The organism is Sphingomonas sp. S2M10 (assembly GCF_012650175.1).
GTDB lineage: Bacteria > Pseudomonadota > Alphaproteobacteria > Sphingomonadales > Sphingomonadaceae > Sphingomonas.
This window is the reverse complement of the sequence record NZ_JAAILI010000043.1, coordinates 166,651-186,658: the sequence shown is the minus strand read 5'-3', so window position 1 is coordinate 186,658 and position 20,008 is coordinate 166,651. Positions and strand designations below refer to the sequence as shown.

Annotated in this window: 15 protein-coding genes; 7 read left to right on the top strand and 8 right to left on the bottom strand. The window is 67.9% G+C overall.

The genetic code is table 11. From position 1 onward, the window contains the following. Positions 1-5: 5 nt before the first annotated feature. From kdpC to S2M10_RS10630, 3 genes are read left to right on the top strand one after another with little or no spacing between them, the layout of a single operon-like run. Entirely contained in the window at positions 6-578 is a 573-nt protein-coding gene (gene kdpC, locus S2M10_RS10640) for a potassium-transporting ATPase subunit KdpC (protein ID WP_168846032.1), read from the top strand. Next, positions 578-3,253, top strand: a complete 2,676-nt coding sequence (locus S2M10_RS10635) for a sensor histidine kinase KdpD (protein WP_168846031.1) — start codon at positions 578-580, stop codon at positions 3,251-3,253. Before kdpC ends, S2M10_RS10635 begins: the two co-directional genes overlap by 1 nt. Beyond that, positions 3,253-3,939 carry a response regulator transcription factor gene (locus S2M10_RS10630; protein ID WP_168846030.1) on the top strand — a complete coding sequence of 229 codons (687 nt, stop codon included), beginning with the start codon at positions 3,253-3,255 and terminating at the stop codon, positions 3,937-3,939. Before S2M10_RS10635 ends, S2M10_RS10630 begins: the two co-directional genes overlap by 1 nt. Positions 3,940-4,016: 77 nt before the next feature. Here S2M10_RS10630 and S2M10_RS10625 read toward each other — a convergent pair whose 3' ends face one another. The 4 genes from S2M10_RS10625 to S2M10_RS10610 all read right to left on the bottom strand — a co-directional run bounded on the left by S2M10_RS10625 (position 4,017) and on the right by S2M10_RS10610 (position 9,075). Continuing rightward, positions 4,017-4,937 (bottom strand): metallophosphoesterase, encoded by a 921-nt coding sequence (locus tag S2M10_RS10625; RefSeq protein ID WP_168846029.1) that lies wholly within the window; start codon positions 4,935-4,937, stop codon positions 4,017-4,019. Between the two features lie 96 nt (positions 4,938-5,033). Further along, positions 5,034-7,520 (bottom strand): TonB-dependent receptor, encoded by a 2,487-nt coding sequence (locus S2M10_RS10620; protein ID WP_168846028.1) that lies wholly within the window; start codon positions 7,518-7,520, stop codon positions 5,034-5,036. An 80-nt stretch (positions 7,521-7,600) separates the two neighbouring features. After that, positions 7,601-8,545, bottom strand: a complete 945-nt coding sequence (locus tag S2M10_RS10615) for a FecR domain-containing protein (RefSeq protein ID WP_168846027.1) — start codon at positions 8,543-8,545, stop codon at positions 7,601-7,603. Further along, entirely contained in the window at positions 8,503-9,075 is a 573-nt protein-coding gene (locus S2M10_RS10610) for an RNA polymerase sigma factor (RefSeq protein WP_168846026.1), read from the bottom strand. Before S2M10_RS10610 ends, S2M10_RS10615 begins: the two co-directional genes overlap by 43 nt. A gap of 151 nt (positions 9,076-9,226) precedes the next feature. On the opposite strand from S2M10_RS10610, the gene S2M10_RS10605 reads away from it, so the two are divergent. From S2M10_RS10605 to S2M10_RS10590, 4 genes are all read left to right on the top strand, one after another. Next, on the top strand, positions 9,227-9,730 hold the full coding sequence (locus tag S2M10_RS10605) for an RNA polymerase sigma factor (RefSeq protein WP_168846025.1): 504 nt from the start codon (positions 9,227-9,229) through the stop codon (positions 9,728-9,730). Position 9,731: 1 nt separating this feature from the next. Then, entirely contained in the window at positions 9,732-10,670 is a 939-nt protein-coding gene (locus S2M10_RS10600; protein ID WP_168846024.1) for a FecR domain-containing protein, read from the top strand. Between the two features lie 88 nt (positions 10,671-10,758). Next, on the top strand, positions 10,759-13,797 hold the full coding sequence (locus S2M10_RS10595; RefSeq protein WP_168846023.1) for a TonB-dependent receptor: 3,039 nt from the start codon (positions 10,759-10,761) through the stop codon (positions 13,795-13,797). A 161-nt stretch (positions 13,798-13,958) separates the two neighbouring features. After that, complete coding sequence (locus S2M10_RS10590) at positions 13,959-15,356, top strand: PHP domain-containing protein (RefSeq protein ID WP_211090976.1); 1,398 nt, start codon at positions 13,959-13,961, stop codon at positions 15,354-15,356. Positions 15,357-15,372: 16 nt separating this feature from the next. Here the strand turns inward: S2M10_RS10590 and S2M10_RS10585 are convergent, their stop codons facing one another. The 4 genes from S2M10_RS10585 to S2M10_RS10570 are packed head-to-tail and all read right to left on the bottom strand — an operon-like array spanning position 15,373 to position 19,988. Next, a complete protein-coding gene (locus tag S2M10_RS10585; protein WP_168846021.1) occupies positions 15,373-16,554 on the bottom strand; it encodes a Gfo/Idh/MocA family oxidoreductase in 1,182 nt (393 codons plus the stop codon). A gap of 26 nt (positions 16,555-16,580) precedes the next feature. After that, on the bottom strand, positions 16,581-17,843 hold the full coding sequence (locus tag S2M10_RS10580; RefSeq protein WP_168846020.1) for a Gfo/Idh/MocA family oxidoreductase: 1,263 nt from the start codon (positions 17,841-17,843) through the stop codon (positions 16,581-16,583). Next, complete coding sequence (locus S2M10_RS10575) at positions 17,840-18,673, bottom strand: FAD:protein FMN transferase (RefSeq protein WP_168846019.1); 834 nt, start codon at positions 18,671-18,673, stop codon at positions 17,840-17,842. The genes S2M10_RS10580 and S2M10_RS10575 overlap by 4 nt, the downstream gene beginning before the upstream one ends. 1 nt (position 18,674) lies before the next feature. Next, positions 18,675-19,988 (bottom strand): Gfo/Idh/MocA family oxidoreductase, encoded by a 1,314-nt coding sequence (locus tag S2M10_RS10570; RefSeq protein ID WP_168846018.1) that lies wholly within the window; start codon positions 19,986-19,988, stop codon positions 18,675-18,677. Positions 19,989-20,008 lie beyond the last annotated feature (20 nt).

Sequence of the window (20,008 nt, the reverse complement as noted above, 5' to 3'; positions counted from 1 at the left end):
AGGACATGGGCAAGGATTTCACTTCCGCATTGCGACCGGCGATCGTCATGACGATCCTGTTCGCCGCGCTCCTCGGGCTCGCCTATCCGCTGGCGATGACCGGGATCGGCCAGGCCATCTTCCCGGCGCAGGCGAACGGCAGCCTCGTCCGCGACAATGCCGGCCGGGTGATCGGCTCGTCGGTCGTCGGCCAGGCGTTCACCAGCGAGCGTTATTTCCAGACCCGCCCGTCGGCCGCCGGCAAGGGCTATGACGGTCTCGCGTCCTCGGGCTCGAACCTGGGCCCCGCGGCGCAGGCGCTGGTCGATCGGGTCAAGCCCGACATCGCCAAGCGGCGCGCCGAGGGCGTGACCGGACCGGTGCCGGCCGACCTCGTCACGGCCAGCGGCTCGGGTCTCGATCCCGATCTTTCGCCGGCATCGGCGCTGGCCCAGGCGCCCCGGGTCGCCCGCGTCCGCAACCTCCCGGTCGAGCGGGTGCGTGCGCTGGTCACCCAGCAGGTCGAAGGCTCGATCCTGGGCGAACCGCGGGTCAATGTGCTCGCCCTCAATCGCGCGCTGGACGCCCTGTCGCGCTGATGGGCGCATCCGGAGACGGCCGGCCGGATCCCGACGCCCTTCTGCGCGCCGCCGCGCAGGAGGGCCGGGGACGGCTCAAGATCTTTCTCGGCGCCGCCCCCGGCGTCGGCAAGACCTATGAGATGCTGTCCGAAGGCGCCGCCAAGAAGCGCGACGGCGTGGACGTGGTGGTCGCCGTCGTGGAGACGCACGGGCGCGTCGAGACCGAGGCGCTCACCCGGGGGCACGAGATCGTCCCGCGCCGCGCCGTTGCCTATGAGGGGCGCACGCTGCACGAGATGGATCTCGACGCCGTGTTGGCCCGGGCGCCGCAACTGGTGCTGGTCGACGAGCTCGCGCATACCAATGCGCCCGGCAGCCGGCATTCCAAGCGCTACCAGGACGTGGAAGAGCTGCTGGCCGCGGGCATCGACGTCTATTCCACGATCAACATCCAGCACGTCGAAAGCCTCAACGACGTCGTCGCCAGCTTCACCCGAGTCCGCGTCCGCGAGACCGTGCCGGACAGCATCCTGGAGCAGGCCGAGATCGAGGTGGTCGACATCCCGCCGGACGAGCTGATCGACCGGCTGAAGGCCGGCAAGGTCTATCTGCCGCAGGAAGCGACCCGCGCGCTCGGCCATTTCTTCTCCAAATCCAATCTCTCGGCGCTGCGCGAACTGGCGCTGCGCCGCGCGGCGCAGGCGGTCGACGCGCAGATGCTCGAGCATGTCCGCGCGATGGGCGTCGGCGGCACCTGGGCAGGCAGCGACCGCATCGTCGTCGCGGTGTCCGAACTGCCCGGCGCCGATGGCCTGGTCCGCGTCGCCAAGCGGGTGGCGGACGCGCTGAAGGCGCCCTGGACCGCGCTGTTCATCGAAACGCCTCGCACGCAGCATTTCACCGATGCGCAGCACCAGCGCGTGGCGGCGACGATGACGCTGGCGACGCAGCTGGGCGGCGCGATCGCGACGGTGCCGGCGCCATCCGTTACCGAGGGCATCCAGACCTTCCTCGCCGATGCCCGCGCGACGCAGCTGGTCCTAGGCAAGTCGAAGCGCTCGCGCTGGTTCGAGCTGCGGCACGGATCGGTCGTCGACCGGCTGGTGCGCGCGACGCCGGGGGTCACCGTGCATGTCGTGCCGATCGAGGACGGCACGGAAGCGGACAGGTCGGCGCGCTCTCGCGGGCGCGGCTGGGGCACGCCGACGGGATATGTCGCGAGCCTGTTGGGTGTCGCCGCCATCACCGCCCTGGCCAGCGCGCTCTTTCATATCCTGAATCTCGGCAATGTTGCGCTGCTCTATCTGCTGCCGGTAATGGCGGCGGCGAGCCTGTACGGCCTTCGGACGGGCCTGTTCGCCGGTTTCCTTTCCAGCCTCGCCTATAATTTCTTCTTCCTGCCGCCGACCGGCACCCTGACCGTCAACAATCCGGAAAATGTCGTCTCGATCTTCGTGCTGCTGGGCGTGGCGATCGCGACCAGCCAGCTCACCTCGCGGGTGCGCGCGCAGGCGGATCTGGCCGCCGCCAGCGCGCGGACCAACGCCACGCTTGCAGGCTTCCTGCGCCAGATCACGAGCATCAACGATCCGACTGAAGCCAGCCAGATGATCTGCGACGACGTGAAGCGCCTGTTCGGCGTCCAGGTCGTGCTGCTCGTGCCCTCGCTCGGCGGGGAGCTCGAAGTGCAGGCGGCGACCGACCCCGGCTATCGTCTCGACACGATGGACCAGGCGGCGGCGAGTTGGGCGTTCGACAATGGCGTCAGCGCCGGCAAGGGTTCGGGGACGCTCGCCGCATCCGAATGGCTGTTCCAGCCGCTGAAGGCCGGCGGCCGCGTGCTGGGGGTGCTCGGCGTCTCGCGCGACGCGGGCGACGATCCGATCCGTGCCGATCAGTTGCCGCTGCTCGCCAGCCTGATCGACCAGTCCGCGCTGGTGCTGGAGCGCCTCCGCCTGGAGGCCGAGATGCGCGACGTCGACGCCGTGCGCACGCGCGATCGGCTGCGCGCGGCGCTGCTGTCCTCGGTGAGCCATGATCTCCGCACGCCGCTGACCGCCGTCATCGCCGCGGCCAACGAACTGGAGCATGGCGCAACCCCCGAACTGATCGGCACGATCAAGTCGGAATCGGCGCGGCTGAACCGGTTCATCGCCAATCTGCTGGACATGGCGCGGGTCGAGGCAGGCGCGCTCAAGCTGAACATCGAAGCGGTCGATCTCGGCGATGCTGTGACGGGTGCCGCGCACGATGCCCGTCGCGCACTGGAAGGACATTCCGTTAGACTGGACGTGCCGCCCGATCTGCCGCTGGTGCGCGCTGATCCGCAGCTTCTGCATCACTGTCTGCTGAACCTGTTGGACAATGCCGGCCGCTACGGCGAGCCAGGAACGGAGATCGTGATCGAGGGGCGGCATCACTATGGGCAGATCCAGCTCGCCGTGCTGGACAATGGGCCTGGCCTTCCGCCCGGCCGCGAGGCCGAGGTGTTCGAGACTTTCCGCCGGCTCGAGGGTTCCGATCGCGCCATCGGCGGCACCGGGCTCGGACTCGCCATCGTCAAGGCATTCGCGGAAGCCATGGACATGCGCGTCGAGGCCCGTAATCGCGCCGATGGAACCGGCGCCGCCTTCGCGCTGCTGTTTCCTTCCTCCCTGATCGTACGCGACACCGCGCGGGAAAGTGCCGTCTGATGCCTGCCAAGATCCTCGTCGTCGATGACGAAACCGCTATTCGCCGGCTGCTGCGCAATACGCTCGCCCGCGCCGGCTATGCGGTGGTCGAAGCGCATGATGCCCGGGAGGCGCTACGCCAGGCGGCGATCGAGCATCCGAGCGCGGTGCTGCTCGACCTAGGGTTGCCCGATCGCGACGGGCTGGGACTGATCCCGCTACTGCGTGCGAACGGCGACGCCGTGGTGCTCGTCGTCTCGGCCCGCGACGCAGTCGACGAGAAGGTAACCGCACTGGACCTCGGCGCCGACGACTTCGTCTCCAAGCCGTTCGACACCGAGGAACTGCTGGCGCGCCTCCGCGTCGCGCTGCGCCATCAGGGGCTGTCCGAGTCGACGCCGAAGATCGTCAAGCGCGGCGACCTGACCATCGATCTCGACCGGCGCATCGTCTGCCGCGGCGACGAGGAACTGCATCTGACCCGCAAGGAGCACGACGTGCTCGCGGTGCTGGCGCGACATATCGGCCGGGTCGTGACCCACGACCGCGTGCTCGCCGCCGCCTGGGGCGGGGACGAGGAGCCGCGGGTGGAGTATTTGCGGATCGTGATCCGCAACCTGCGCCAGAAACTGGAAGCGCCGGGGCCGATCGGCAGCGTGATCTCCAACGAACTGGGGGTGGGGTATCGTCTCAAGGCGGACGGCTGACCGCGGAGTCGAAAACTTCGTCACCGGCATCGGGCGCGGAGCCGACAAGGCCGAGGGTAATCGCTCGGCGTGCTCCGTCAGATCGCTACATCCCCGCGATGTACGCTGGCGAATCCATATGCTCGATATCGGCTGCCAACGGTCCTGCCGGCGATCGTGACCTCGGTATAGCCTTCGGGCGTGCCCAGAAACGAACCGCGCCAGTCCGCGCCCGCGACGGCACCGGTGGTGATGAACGCCATCCCGTTGAGCTCGATCCGCTCGTAGACATGGCTATGTGCCTGCAGGACGGCCAACACCTTGTGCGCGCCGAGGACACGCAGCACCTCGCGGGCATTGACGACATTGGTCCAGTTGTGCGGCGTGTCCAGCCAGCTTTCGGGCTCGTAGCAGCGCATGGCGGTGATGAGCGGAATGTGGGTAATCGCGACGATCCGGGCGCCCGCTGGCTGGGCGGCGAGATCCGCCTGCAGCCAAGCCAGCTGATCGGCATCGACACGGCCTTCATAGCTGCGATCGGCGGTGATCCCGACCGAATCCAGCACCACGAAGTGTACGCCCTTGTGATCGAAAGCGTAATAGCGCGGCCCGAAGCGATTGGTGTAGAAGCGCTTGCCATAGTCGGGCGCATCGGGCGAGACGCCGCTCGCGGGAAACACGCCCAGGCAATCGTGATTGCCGAGCACATGATACACCTTCTTGCGCAGATGCGCGCGCTCGGTCTGCTGATACAGGTCCATCAGCATCGTTGCGCGGGTACGGTTGGTTTCCAGCGCGTCCTCGATATGGTCGCCATTCTGGATGACGAAATCGACGGGCGAGGCGGAGACCTGCTCGAAGCACATCGTGCATCCGCGCACCGCATCGAGCTCGGGCCGGATGTGGCAATCTCCGAGAAGGGCGAAGGTGAAAGCGCCGGTGTCCGCGCTCGCGGCGCTCAAGCCAACGGAAGCGAACGGGGCGGCCAGCGCGCCGCGCAGCAGAGTCCTGCGATGCATCTCAAAACCTTTCAGCAATCCGAACGGCCGACGCCGCCCTGGTGCAACGCCGGCCGTCGGGGCAAGCACGCACAAGGCGTGCCCGCCGGTGGCCCCTCAGAAATGGACGCGGACGGTTGCGAACACCTGGCGCGGCGCGGCGGGCTGCAGCGTCGTGTAGGTGCCGTTCGGGTCCGCGGTGACGAAGCCGGCAGTGCCGGTCGAGGCGATGTACCGCTTGTCGAACAGGTTGGTGACGTTGACCTGCAGGTCGAGCAACCGGCTGAAGCGATAGCCGCCCGCAAGGTTGACGTTCACCGCACCCGGCAGCGGGGCATCGTTGAGATAGCTGTAATAGCGCCGGCTGCGATAATGCGCCGAGAGCGTGCCGAAGAGTGTGCCGTCATCATAGTTGAGCTCGGCATTGCCGACATGGCGCGGCGAGGCGACGACCTGCTTGCCCTTGGTGGGTATCCGCGTGCCGCCCAGCGGCTGAACGTCGTCATCATAGGTCGCGTCGTTATAGGCCCAGCTGCCATAGAGCGACCAGTGCGGCAGGAACTTCCAGTTCGCCGCCGCCTCGACCCCGCGCGACGAGACGCCGCCGACATTCTGCAATACGTTCTGGTTGCCGACCACCACCGCGCTAATCGACGAGGCGAGCAGGCGGTTGGTGAACTTGACGTAATAGCCGGTGAGCGAGAGCTGCACGCTGCGATGATGATAGCGGTAACCGGCCTCGAAGGTGTTGGTCATCTCCGGCTTCAGATCGTTGCGGATATAGTCGAATCCGGCCTGCGAGCTGCTCGAGAACGGCCCGCTCGAGGTGGAGGCGACGAACGCCGCCATGTTGCGGGTATAATCGGCAAAAACCTCGCTGCCGCCGCCCAGTGTGTAGAGAATGCCGGCGGTCGGCAGGAACCAGTTCTTCGCCTGGATCGATCCGTTGATCGGCGTGGCGCTGGTGATGCTGGTCGCGGTGCTGGTCGCGACGACGCCCTTCACCCCGGCGTTCAGGCGCAGCGCGGAGGTCGCCTGCCAGGTATCGCCAAGGTCGATCTGCACGGTGTCGGTGACGAAGCGATTGCGGAACTTGGTGCGGAACGGGTTGGTGTAGAAGCGCTGGAATTTGCTCGGCGTCACGCCCTTCTGCAGTCCGTAGAGATAGGAGCCCTGGTTGAACACGTTGCGTTCGTACCAGATGCCCGCCTCGATCTTGTGGCTGCCGGCATCGAAGGTGAGGCGCGAGATCACGCCCTTGCGATCGATGTCGTAGCGCAGCGCCGACACCGAGACCGGCGAGCCGCCGAACGCTGCCGGCGTCGGATCATAGGGGCTTGCCCAGGTGCCGATGCCCTTGTCCAGGTGCAGATAGGCGGTGGTGAAGCCGGAAAGGCGCGGGCTGATCCGGTATTCGAGCTTCTCATAGCCGAGCAGGTCGCGTCGCACGCCGCCGCCCTGGTACACAGTATCGTCCGGGGCCTGATAGGGGGCGGGCGCCGTGCCGCCGGTCTGGGTCAGCACCGCCAGCTGTTCGGCCAGCGCGAAGGTCGGGATATTGTCGAAGTCCCAGCCATAGGTCTTGAGGCGAGCGAGCGACGTATCATTGTAATCGTCCTCGCGGCGATCGATCAGGTTGAGGAAGGTGGTGGACCTGATCCCGTCGCCCAGCGGCTGGACATATTTGGCGTTGATCTGATCCTGCTCCTGCTTGCCCCAGCCCTTCCACTTGCCCTGGCGATCATGCGCATAGGAAAGCGCGAGCATGCCGCCCCAGGGCAGCGCGCCGGTGTTGACCCGGCCAAAGCTGCGCCAGCTGTCGGCGCTGCCATAGCTCTGCTCGAGATCGACGCCGAACCGCACGGTCGGATCGATCGAGGTGAAGTCGACGGTGCCACCGATATTGCTGGTCGAGGCGGTGCCGAGCGCGCCGGCGCCCTGCGACAGCGTCGCCGGGCCATTGTTCTCGCTGAGCAGCGCGCGGTTGATCGAAAGGCCGTTATTGTTGCGATACTGCATGTTGCCGAGCGGCACGCCGTCCAACGTATAGCCCATCTGATCGGTGAGGAAGCCGCGGATCGAGAGCTGGGTCGCGGCTTCATAGGTGCCGCGGGCGTCCGAGGAATCGAAGTTCACCCCCGGCAGGCGGCTCAGCGAGCGGAGCGGCGAGCTACCCGGCGTGGTCTTGCGCATGGCGACCTCGGAAACGGTCTGCACCTGGCGCGATTCACCGGTGCCGAGCACGACGATTTCCTCGCCGATGGTGGCGTCGGCGGTTTGCGGCTCGGGCTTGGGCGCCTCAACGGGGGCGACCTTGAGCGAGATCATCGAGGCGGTTTCCTCGGCGATGACCAAGCCTTGGCCGGCGATCAGGCGGCGCAGCGCCTCGCCGCGCGTGAAGCTGCCGCGCAGCGCCGCCACCTTGCGGCTGGCCACCGCGTCATAGGGGAAGATCACATGGACGCGCGCCTGGCGCGCGAAGCTGTTGAGCGCCGATGCCGTGTCACCGGCCTTGATGTCGAACGCGATGCGCGGCGCCTGTGCATGGGCGGCAGCCGGCAGCGCGGCCGCCACCAGGGCGGTCGTCGTCAGAAACTTGTGCATGGAAACCCCGCTCTTGGAAACGTTTGTCCCAGCAAGGATGGATGGGAGCGGCGAAACCGCCATTCGGCCCGAAAAAAATTTCAGCCTCTGGTGAGAACGATGCTGCCGTCGGCGCTGGTGGCGGCGCGGACGCCGAACGAACTGCGCAGTGCGCCAAGAAATTCGGCCGGATCGCGCGTGGCGAAGGTGCCGCCCAGCCGCAACCGGGCGAGCGCCGGATCGCCGATCATGATCTTGTGCCGCTGGTAGCGGTTGATCTCGGCGAGCGCGTAATCCAGGCTCTCGCCGTTCAGCACCAGCGTGTCGTTCTGCCAGGCGGTGATGCGGGCGAGATCGGCGTCCTCGGCGCGCAGGTCGAGATCGCCCTGCGTGGCGAGCGCGATCATGCCGGTGGTGGCTTTCACGCCGCGCGCATCGGCAACGCTGCCGGCCAAGACCGCGAGCTCGCACGCCGCACCTCGCAGCCGCGCATTATAGGCGCCGGGGGCGCAGCGGAAGCGGCCGCCGGGGGTGTGCAGCTCCAGCGCCTGCCCCGCGTTCAGCCGGATCGCCACCTCGCCGCGTTCCAGCCACAGCGACGCCGGATCGCCCTCGCGCCAATAAATGCGGCTGTCGGTGTTGAGGTCGACCGCGATGCCCTTCGCCACCGTGATGGTCGTGCGTTCGCCGACCGCGGTTTCCGCCTTGCCGCGGGCATAGGCGCGATAGGCGAAGCCGCCGCCCGCAGCCGCGACGGCGATCGCGCCGGTCGCCGCTTTCAGGAAATGACGGCGCGGGCGCAGCGCGTCCGCCGTCGCTGCGGCAAGCGGGGGCGGCGGCAGATCGCTTTGCGAGACTCGCAGCGCATCGAGGTCGCGCCAGCTGCCGGCAACTTCGGCGAAGGCGACCGCGTGCCGCGGATCGGCCGATCGCCAGGCCTCGAACGCGGCGACGCTCGCCGAGCCCGAGTCGAGCGCCGCCAGCCATTTGGCGGCATCGTCGATCAGGTCTTCGTGGCGCTGTGCGGGTTCGATCGGGTCGGCCAAGATTCCTCCACCGGGAGCGCGCGATCGCGGCGACCCTTCGTAATCAGGGCGAGGCCCTTAGCGATATGCTTTTCCACGGTCGAGAGCGAGATGGAAAGCGCCTCGGCGATCGCGGCCGGCGGCATGCCCTGGATCTTGCGCATGTGGAGCACCCGCGCGCACTGCGGCGGCAGCGCCTCGATCTGCGCGAGCAGGTGGTCGAGCTCCGAGCGCCCCGCGGCGACGGCAAAGGCATCCGGGGCCGGATCGGCGAGGTCGGGCATGTCCAGCGACGCCAGCAGATCGATGCGCACCACGGCGGCGCGGCGCAGCCGTTCCAGCGCGAGATTGTGGATGATGGTGAGGACGAAGGCACGGGGCGCGGCGATGGCGCGGTGGTCCGGCGTCTTGAGCACGCGCGCATAGGCTTCCTGCACCAGGTCTTCCGCCTCGTCCCGGCCGCAGAAATGTGCGGCACGCGCGCGGAACGCCGCTGCGTGCGGCAGCACCTCGGCCAGAAACCAGCGATCGATGTCCCGCAGCCAGCTCAACGCATGCTCCACCTCGGTTGCGGGCGCGCTAGCGGGTGAATTTGACAGATTGGCGACCCGGCGGAAGGTGCGGCGCGTTTATGCCCGTGCGTCATCGCCGTGTCGCCGACCTGTCATCAAAACGTATGCACAACTTTCTAGCGATCACCGCATGGCAGCGAGCAGGGGCGTCTTCGAAGCGGTGCTGGGAACGGGCTGGTCGCGGCTGCGCGATCAGATCGCGCGCATGACCCGCCGCGACGACGCCGAGGACCTGCTCCACGATGCCTGGATCGGCGTGGCGGAGCGGGAGGGGGAGGCGGCCAACGCCGCGGCCCTGCTCGCGCGCAGTGCCGCCAATCGCGGCATCGACGCCTATCGACGTGAGCGGCGAATCGGCGCGATGCTGCTGGCCGATCCGCCGCGTGCCTGCGAAGCCGTCGCCGATCTGCGGCCGCTGCAAGATGAGATGCTGATCGCCCGTCATCGTCTGGAACGGCTGCGGATCGGCGTCGGCCAGCTCAGCCCGCGCACGCGCGAGATCTTCTTGATGCACCGGCTGGACGGGCGTAAATATCGCGAGATCGCGGAAGAACTCGGCATCAGCCAGAGTGCCGTCGAAAAGCACATCGCCAAGGCGATGGCGCATCTTACGGACTGGATGGAGCATTGGTGACGTGATCTTCCGCAGCGAGCCGGAACATGCCAACCGGCAGGCGGGAGAGTGGCTGGCACGATTGCATGCGGACGATCGCACGGCGGCGGACGATGCGGCGTTCCGGGCCTGGCTTGGTGCCGATCCATCCCATCGTGATGCGTTCGAACGCGCCTCCACCATCTGGGATGCGCTGCCCGGGCTCTCCGGGAGCAGCTTCGCGCCGGCGGCTGCACCGGTGGAGGCCGGCGGGGTGTCGCGCCGGATGGTCCTGGCGGGCGGCGGCGCACTCGTGCTGGCGGGCAGCCTCACGCTTGGCTGGCGGGAAGCGCAGGCCGGCGTATATCGTACCGAGGTCGGCGAGCAGCGCAGGCTGGTGCTGGAAGACGGCAGCCGGGTGATGCTCGATACCGATACACGGATCCGCTTCCGGACGCGGCGCGACGTGCGCACGCTGGCGCTGGGCCTGGGACGGGTAGACGTGGACATCGCCGCCGATCCACGGCCCTTCGTGATCGATCTGGGTGTACGGCGGGCGACGGCGCAGGCGGGCCGGCTTGATCTGCGGCGCGAGGGCGACATGGTGGCGCTGACCGCCATCCAGGGCAGTGCCAGGGTCGACGCAGCAGGGGCGCCGGTGGCGCTTTCCCCGGGCAGCCGCATCGCCATTGCGGCAGGGCGGGCCGACCGGGTCGACCATCCCGAACTCGACGACCTGATCGCCTGGCAGAGCGGGCGGCTGGCGTTTCGTGACGAAACGCTGGCCCAGGCGACGGCCGAGATGAACCGCTATTCGACTCATGCGCTGGTCATCGCCGATCCCCGCGCCGCCGCGATGCGGCTGAGCGGGGTCTATCGGGTCGGCGATCCGGAGGCCTTTGCCCGCTCGCTGGCGCTGCTGCTGCCGGTGCGCGTGTCCAGCGACGGGCAGACGATCCGCATCGAATCCACCGACCCCTGATTTTTTTCCGCGGCGGGGGTGGGGAAATCGCGGCCCCCGACGTCGAGGGATCGGGCGCTCGCCAGGAGCGCGGAAGGGGAACAGATTCATGACCAAGTTGAAGCGGCAGCTTTGCCGGTCGGCGGCGCTTGCGCTCACGCTATCCACGCTCGCCATGGCGACGGCCGCGCAGGCGCAGGCGCGGGGCGCGGCGCGGCGGGTGCACCTCGCGATCGCGGCCCAGCCGATGGATCGGGCGCTGGAGCAGCTCGCGCGCCAGAGCGGCAGCGACATCCTGTTCACCCGCGATGCGGTGGCGCAGTTCCGGGCACCCGCATTGTCGGGCGAGTTCGATGCCGAAACCGCCCTGCGCCGCCTGATCGCCGGCACGCCGCTGACCGTGGTGCGCGACGGATCGGGCGCGCTGATCGTCCGCGCCGCGACCACGGCGTCGCGCCAGGCGTCAGCTAGCCTTGTCGACACGGCGCCCGCCGCCGAAGAAATCGTCGTCACTGCCAATTTCTCCGACGGTGTCGAGCGCGCGCTGGACGTGAAGCGCAACGCGGATTCGATTTCGGACGCGGTGGTCGCCGCCGATATCGGCAAGCTGCCCGCGTTCAACGTCGCCGAGGCGCTGCAGCGCGTGCCCGGCGTCACCATCGTGCGCGAGGCGGGCGAAGGCCAGTTCATCAGCGTGCGCGGCCTGGGTCCCAATTTCCAGGCGGTGACGTTCGACGGCATGCCGCTGGCGTATAACGAAAATATCCGCAACTCCGGCCAGTCGGGCCGGCAGTTCCGGCTGCAGGTGCTGCCCGCCCAGCTGATCGACAGCGTCGTCGTCACCAAATCGCCGACCGCCGATCTGGTCGAGAGCGGCATCGGTTCCTCGGTCGACATCCGGCTGATCAAGCCGCTCGACCGCACCCCGTTCCTCGCGGTGAGCGCCTATGGCGGCTATGAGGCGCGGACCGACAAGCTGCAGCCCAACGGCGCGATCTCGGCGGGGTGGCGCAATGCCGCGCAGACCTTCGGCGTGCTCGCGGGCCTTTCCTATACCAAGCGCAACGTGCAGTTCGATCGCCTGCGCGTGGGCTGGCAGAGCACCGCGGTGCCCGGCTTCGGCACGATCCGCGCGCCCGGTGACGCGCAGCCCTATCTCGAGCTGGAAAATCGCGAGCGCATCAGCGCGGTTGCCGGCGTGCAATGGCGCCCCGCGGACGGCGTCGAGGTGAAGCTGGACGGCCTGTTCTCGCAGTTCAACAACGAGACCACCGAACGCCGCCTTACCTATTACATTCCCAGCCAGATCGCCCGGCTCGATCCGGCCACGGCGGTGGTGCGCGACGGTCGGCTGGTGGCGGGAACCATCCGCGGCGCGCGGATCCGCAACTATGCCGAATATATGGACCAGTCGCACCGCAACCTCCAGCTGAACGGCACCGTGAAACTCGAGCTGGGCGGCTGGCAGATCGAACCACGCTTCAGCTTTGCGCAGGCGACCAGCGATCTCGATACGCCGATCCAGCGCGTGCAATATCGCACCGCCGATCGCGCGGGCGGCAATCTCACCTTCGATTTCAGCAACGACGTGGTGAACGACGGCAAGGTCAACGCGCTGTTCACCGATCTCGATCTCACCAACGGCTCGGGCATGCTCTTCGAGAGCTTCGCGGTGCGCCCGATCAATTCGAAGGACGAGGACAAGACCGGGGTGCTGAACATCGGGCGCGATCTCGATTTCGGCGTCGGCGGGGTGCGCTTCACCCGTCTGCGTTTCGGCGGCCAATATTCGGATCGCTATCGCGACTATCAGCGCCGCGACCGCAACGCCGCCGTGCTGCGCACGGGCGCCACGCGCACGACGGACTATATCAGCTATCCGGTGCCGTCGAACGCGTTCGACCAGTCGATCGAGCGCCGCCAGCCATGGGCGAATGTCGATTGGGGGCTGTTCAACCAGAACTACACGCTGGGCACCGAGTTCGACGGCGTGAACCCCAGCGCCTATGATCTGGCGCCGACCGCGGCCGATCTCCAGAATTCCTACCGCATCGGCGAGAAGATCGCCGCCGGCTATGGCCGCGTCGATTTCGCCGCTGACCTGGGGGGGGTGCCGCTTACCGGCAATCTGGGCGTGCGCTATGTGCAGACCCGCACCAACGTGCGCGGCACCACGGTCGCGCCGGTTTCGGACGGCAAGGGCGGGGTGACTACCGCCGTCACCCCGGCGACGACGCGCGCGCGCTATGACGAATGGCTGCCCAGCGCCAACGCGACGCTGAAGTTCCTCGACAACGTCCAGCTGCGGCTCGGTGTGGCCAAGACGATGACGCGACCGTCGCTGTCCGAGCTGCGCAACTCGATCAATACGAATAGCGTCACCGTTACCAGCATCTACAATCAGGGCGCTGCCGCGCTGGCCGATCCGACGATCAACCTGCAGGCGACCGCCGGCAACCCCAATCTCCGGCCCTATACCGCGTGGAACTTCGACGCGTCGTTCGAATGGTATTTCAACAAGTTCGGTGCGTTCACCATCGCTGCGTTCCACAAGGACATCAGCGACTATGTCGCCTCGGACTTCGAGACCCGCACGCTGGCCTTTGCGGTAAAGGACGGATCGACGCTACCGGTGGACGTGCTGGTCGCCACGCCCACCAATGTCGGCGATGCCAAGATCTCGGGCGTGGAATTCGGCTTCACCAACAAGCTGCCCTTCGGCCTGGGCGTGACCGCGACCGCTACCTTCGCCACGACCAAGCTGGAGCTGAACCGCACGGGCGTGGGCCTGCAGACGGCGGGCATTCAGGGCGTGTCCGACGTCAGCTATTCGATCACGCCCTTCTTTGAGACCGGCCCGTTCGAAATCAACGTCAGCTATACCTATCGCAGCGACTATATCACCGATTCCGGCGCGCTGGTCACCTCGTTGCCGACGCCGGAGGACGTCGTCGCCTATTATCAGAAGGGCTTCGGCATCGTCGATCTGGGCACCAGCTTCCGGGTGAAGCCGAATGTCGAACTGTTCGGCCAAGTGGTAAACCTGCTCGACCAGCGGCAGGTGTCTTTCGCCGGAACCACGAGTGAGTTCACCGAAATCCACACCTTCGGACGGACGGTGAATTTCGGCGTGCGCGCGAAGTTCTGATCGTACCGCGTTGGGCAAGGGATCGCCGCTCGATGCTGCGGCGATCCCTTGTCCGTGTTGCGCTGCCAGCCGCAACGGGCGGCAAACCTTTTCTCCTAAATGCGCGAGGCGCGATGTACCGCGAACCGATCTTGGCCCTGTCCCTTCTTGTCGGCCTCAGCATGCCAGCCGCGGCGCAGTCGGGCGCGGGGCGGCGTTGGCTCGCCGGGGACCATCATGTCCACAGCATCTACAGCGCGCGCTATCGCGAGGATCCCGCCCATCCCGATCGCGCACCCGTGCCGGAGATCGGCGGTGATTCCGCGCACACGATCCTGCAGAACGCCCGGATGGCGCGGCGCTTCGGTCTCGATTGGATGGTGTCCACCGATCATGGCGGCCCCGGCCATTCCGCGCTCAACCATGCGCGCGCCTGGCCCGATGTCGTCGCGGCGCGCAAGGCGGTCCCGGGCCTCGTGCTCTTCTACGGCTGGGAGTTCGACGTGCCCGGCGGCGAACATGCCAGCCTGATCCTCCCGTACGGCCCGGCCGAGCGCGACACGCTGCGCGCAATCGAATCGCGATTCGGCAAGCGCGAGCCCTTCCCGGCGGATCCCACGCGCAACGCCAAGGCGCATATGATCGCGGCGCTCCGCTACATGGCGGCGCTGCCCGTGACGCCGGTGCTGATCGCCAACCACCCCTCGCGCACGGCCACGGGCCTCGGCCGATGGGGGTTGCATGCGCCCGCCGAATATCGCCGCTGGCGCGATGTGGCGCCGATGGTGGCTATCGGCATGGAGGGCGCGCCCGGGCACCAGGCGGCTAGGCCCGCGACGGGGATCGACGCGGCGCACAGCATGCGCGGGCTGTACGGCGGCTACCCCACGCTGGGTGGTTTCGACCAGATGGTGGCCGTGCTGGGCGGCGCCTGGGATGCGCTGCTGGGCCAAGGTCTCCATTGGACGATCACCGCCTCGTCGGATTCGCACGGCCATTGGCGCGAGGGCGGCGCGGATTTCTGGCCCGGCGAATATGCCAAGACCTGGGTGTTCGCCGCGCGCCGTCCGGCCGACATCCTATCGGGCTTGCGCGCCGGCCGCGTCTTTGCCGCAACGGGCGGGCTGATCGAAGGAATCGACTTTCGCGTCGCCCGCAGTGGCCGGCCAGGACCGGCGGCGGAGATGGGGCAGACCCTTCGCGCACCTGCGGGCGAGCCGCTGCGCGTGACCATCCGCTTTCGTCCCGCATCGCGCGCCAATGCGGGCGGGCAGGTGCCGCAGGTCGACCATGTCGATCTGATCGCGGGGAGCGTTCGGGCCGACGACGGCGATCGGAACCCGACGACGCGGCTGGTCCGCCGCTTCACGGCGAAGGACTGGCGTCGCGAAGGGGAGATGCAGGTGATCCGCTACACGATGCCGGCGCCGGGCAATGGCTATCTGCGGCTTCGCGGCACCAATACGCAGCAGGGCGAGCCGCAACCCGATGTCGCGGGCGAGGACCCCTGGCAGGATCTGTGGTTCTACGCCAATCCCGTGTATCTCGCTGCGCCAGCGACGCGGCAGCGGGCGCGCTGAACGCCCGAACCGGCGCTCAGCCGCCCTGGAGGGGAAGGCGCTCTCCGCCGGACAGCCTGCGTGCCTTGTCCTGCGCGGTGAGCACCAGTTCGGCGGCGAGCAACGCCTGGGCCTGGTTCTGCGCCACTTCGGTGCGTTCCACCACGTCGGTGACGAATTGCGGGCCGAACGGCAGCGGCACCTTGCTGCAATCCAGGTAGCGGGTGCCCTGGCGGTCGGCAAGGAACAGGTGGTTGCCGCCAGGTCGCCCCTGGATGTCGACATATTTGCGCAGCTCGATATAGCCCTCGGTGCCGAGGATGAAGACACGGCCGTCGCCCCAGGTCGGCAGCCCGTCGGGGGTATACCAGTCGACCCGGACATAGCCGGTACCGCCATTGCCGGTCAGCATCATGTCGCCGAAATCCTGGAACTTCGGATGGGCCGGCGTGGCGAAGTTGCCGACCTGCGACGCGACCACCTGCGCCTCGGTCGATCCCGTGTAGAACAGGAACTGGTCGGCCTGGTGGCTGCCGATATCGGTGAGGATGCCGCCGTAATTGGCGACGTCCCAGAACCATTCGGGACGGCTGGGGGCGCTCACCCGGTGCGGGGCGATGTTGATCGTCTGCACGACGCGGCCGATCGCGCCGGCATGGACCAGTTCGCCGGCCTTCACCGCCGCGCGGACCTCGAGCCGTTCCGAATACATGATCGCGAACTTGCGCCTGGTCTCGGCGATCGTGCGGCGCACTTCGGCGAGCTGGGCGAGGCTGGTGATGCCCGGCTTGTCGGAGAGAAAGTCCTTGCCCGCGCGCATCACGCGGATCCCGAGCGGCGCACGGAGATTGGGGATCGAGGCGCTGGCGACCACCTGCACGCTCTTGTCGTCGAGGATCTCGGCCTCGCTGCGCGCTACCTTCACGTCGCCATAGCGGGCGCGGAAGGGAACCAACTGCTTGGGGTCGCTCGCATGCACCGCCACCAGCGTGCCGCCGCCGCGGATCAGCGCATCGGTCATCGCGTAGATATGCGAATGGTCGAGCCCGATCACGGCAAAGCGGATTCGGTGCTTGGCGCTCGGGTCCGCCGCCTTCGGCGCGGCGTCGGCGGAAACGCCATTGCCCTGCGCGGTCGATTGGGCGCGCGCGGTGCCGGCGAGACCTGCGCCGACAAGGCCGGCGCTGGCGAGGAGAAAGCGGCGGTCGATCATGTCCATGGCGATGCTCCGTGGGGAGGAAAGGGTCAGAAGGTGACGAGGTCGGTCGGCCAGGCGAGTGCCTTGCCTTGATCGATCGCCTGCTCGCCGAGCAGCGAGGCGACGCTGGCATAATAGGCCTGGGCGAGCAGCCCGGGCACTTCCTTGCCGCTGCGCACGGCTTCGCCGAAGCCCTCGAACTGGAGCATCGTCTCGTCATATTCGCCCCAACCCAGCGAATCGCCGGGGGTGGTGATGGGCAATTCTGGGAACCAGGTGGCGCCGCCGATCGGCACCGTGCGCTTGCGGCCGGCCTGCACGTCCTGCCGCATTCGCGCCAGGGCGGGCACGGCGGCGGGCGGCACCTCCCGGTAGATGCGGCCCAGTTCGGGCTCGATGGTGCCCTTGCTGCCCTGGATCTGCTCCTCGCAGCCATAGCGGGCATTGTTGAGCATCGAGGTGTAGACCAGCTTCCGCCCGTCCGAATAATCGTAGATCAGCGCGACCTGATCATAGACGTCGCGGCCGTCCTTCCAGAAGCAGATGCTGCCGGAGCCCATCACGCGTTCGGGCACGCCGCCCAGGAACCAATTGGCGACCTGGAGCTGGTGCGTCGCGAGTTCGGTCATCAGCCCGGCCGAGCGATCGCGATAGAGCCGCCAGTTGATCTCGCGCTCGGTGCCGCCGGGCGGGACCTGGCGGCGCCAGCTGCGGTTGCGATGCCAACTGGCGCGAATCTGGGTGATCGGGCCGATCTCGCCGGCCTGGGCGCGCTTCAAGGCATTCAGATAGGTCGGGTTGAACAGCCGCTGGTGACCGATCTGGAGCACTTTGCCGCGCTGGCGGGCCCGGGTGACCATCGCGCTGCAATCGGCGATCGTCCGCGCCATCGCCTTCTCGCAGAACACAGGATAGCCGGCATCAAGCGCGTCCATGGTGTGGCGGGCGTGGAGATCGAGCGGGGTGGCGATCACCACCGCGTCGATCTGCCGCGCGTCGAGCATCTTGCGGTGATCGGTAAAGATCGGCGTGTTCGCCGGCACATAGGCGCGCGCCTTGGCCATGTGCGGCTCGAAGGGATCGCAGAGTGCGGCGACCGTGCAGTTGCGCGTCTTGTTGAGGTTCTGGATCAGCGTGCGGCCGCGATCGCCAGTGCCGATTATCCCGATCCGCACCTGTGGGCCCGTAGCGGGATCTTTAGCGGCCTGTGCTGCCCAGGGGGCGGCGGCGCTCACGCCCATGCCGGCCGAGGCGATCAGCACTCGGTCGAGGAAGCGGCGGCGGGAAAGCGCGAAATCGTCGTCGGTCATGCCATCTGTTCCATCGGTCGCGCGGCGCCGGCGGGCGCGGCATGGGAGAAGCGGAAACGGGATTCAGGATCGGCCGCGCACAATCGCCGGGCGGCGGCGGCATCGGCGACGAGCAACGCCGTGCTCAGCGCCTCGGCCTCCGCGCCGGTGGACGCCACCGCGACCGCCGTGGCGGCGGCAGTGACGATCGCGCCGTCCGTTGCGCGAATGATCGGGGCGCGGCCCGGCTTGGCGGCGCCGGCGCCGGTGGTGGACGAGATGGAGAGCGCGGCATCCTCCACCTCCAGCACGACCAGCGAGCGACCCGGCATTACCGGATCGGGCACGGCGAGCGGCCATCCGCCACCCAGCGGATGCGCGCCGAGGAGCGCGATCGAGCTCTCCCCCGCGGACAGCAGCGCAGACCGCACGCCCGCCGCACGCAGTGCGAGCACCGCGCGGTCCAGCGCGAAGCCCTTGCCGAAACCGCCGAAGTCGAGCGTGAGCCCGCGTGCGGTGTCGACGCGGCGGGTCGCGCGGTCGATCGACAGGGCGGACCAGTGCCCGAGGCTGGGGTCGAACAACCCGTCCGTGGCGCGCCAGAGCAGGTCGACGCGCAGCAGCGCCTCGAACAGCAGCCCGTCCGCAACGGTCGCGCTGCCGCCGCGCGCCAGCGCTTCGTTCAGCGCGGTGGCGGGGGAGGGACGATGGATCGTCAGCGAATCCTCGACCGAAAGGATCGCGGCCTGCGCGGCGGCGAGCGCGGCCGGGGGGGCGGCGCCGAACAGATGCAGCTCGACCCGCGTCCCCATGGCGGCGAACCGCGCGACGCTCGGCTCGTCCGCTGTCATGTCAGCCGCGCACCTCCCAACCGGGCTCATAATCCACCGACCAGAGCTTCTGCGCCGCCGCTTCCCGTGGCTTGCCGGTTTTCGGATCGAGCGTGAGCGAGCCGCCGGTGCGATAGGCGATGTTGCCCAGGTGGCACAGCGTCGTGCTGATATGCCCTTCGACGATCGGCGAGTGCAGCGCGCTCTCGGTGCCGCGGATCACGCCCAGGAAGTTGGCGGCATGCAGCACGTCGAGCGCGCCCTCGCCGACGGTGCCGGTCGTCTCCGACTCCGCAGCAGCCTTCACCTCGCGGATCTGCTTGCCGGCCAGATCGTACAGTTCGAAGCCGTTGCGATCGACCACCGCCGAGCCCTTGGTGCCGAGCAGCAGCACGCCGCGACCGCGGCCGTAGCGGAGCATGCCGTTGCAGCTCTCACCGTCCCAACGGATGCGGCGCCCGTCCTCGAAGCCCAGGGTCAGCGCGAGCGAGTCATACATCTCCCAGTCGTCGTCGCGGTAGAAGCGCCGGCCGCCGCGCGCGGTGGCGCTGGTCGGATAGGCGAGGCCCATCAGCCAGCGGGCGACGTCCAGTTCATGCATCGCATTGTTGCACAGCTCGCCGGTGCCATACTTCCAGAACCAGTGCCAATTATAGTGGACGAGGTTCGAACGATAGGGCCCGCGCGGTCGAGGACCCTGCCACATCGCCCAATCGAGATTGGCGGGTGGCGCCACGATCTCGCCCTTGCCGATCGACTTGCGGTTGTTGGCGTACCAGGTCTGCGCCTCGTACACCTCGCCCAGTTCGCCGGCGCGGACCAGATCGAGCAGCTGGCGCGTCTCGACGCTGGATCGCTGCTGATTGCCGACCTGCAGCACGCGCCCGGTGCGCTTCTGCGCGGCGATCAGCGCCTCGCCCTCCGCAGGGGCGATGCCGATCGGCTTTTCGATATAGACGTTGCGGCCGGCATTCATCGCGTCGATCGCGACCTTGGCATGCCAATGGTCGGGCGTGGCGACGGTTATGACATCGACTGCCTTGGCGTCGAGCAGCCGGCGATAATCGCCCGTGGTCTCCACCTTGTGCCCGTGGCGCTTGGCGAAACCATCGGCGCGCTTGGCCAGGACTGCCGAATCTACGTCGGCAAAGTACGTGACCTCGGTATTCGGCTGCTTGGTGAAGGCGCTCATATGCGCCTGGCCGCGACCGTTCACGCCGACGATGCCGACGCGGATGCGATCATTGGCGCCAAGGATCCGCGCATAGCTGCGCGCACTCATCGCCATGGCGCCGGCGGCGCCTACCCCCTTCATCATCGATCGGCGATCGAACATGGCCGTGCATCCCCTCGCGT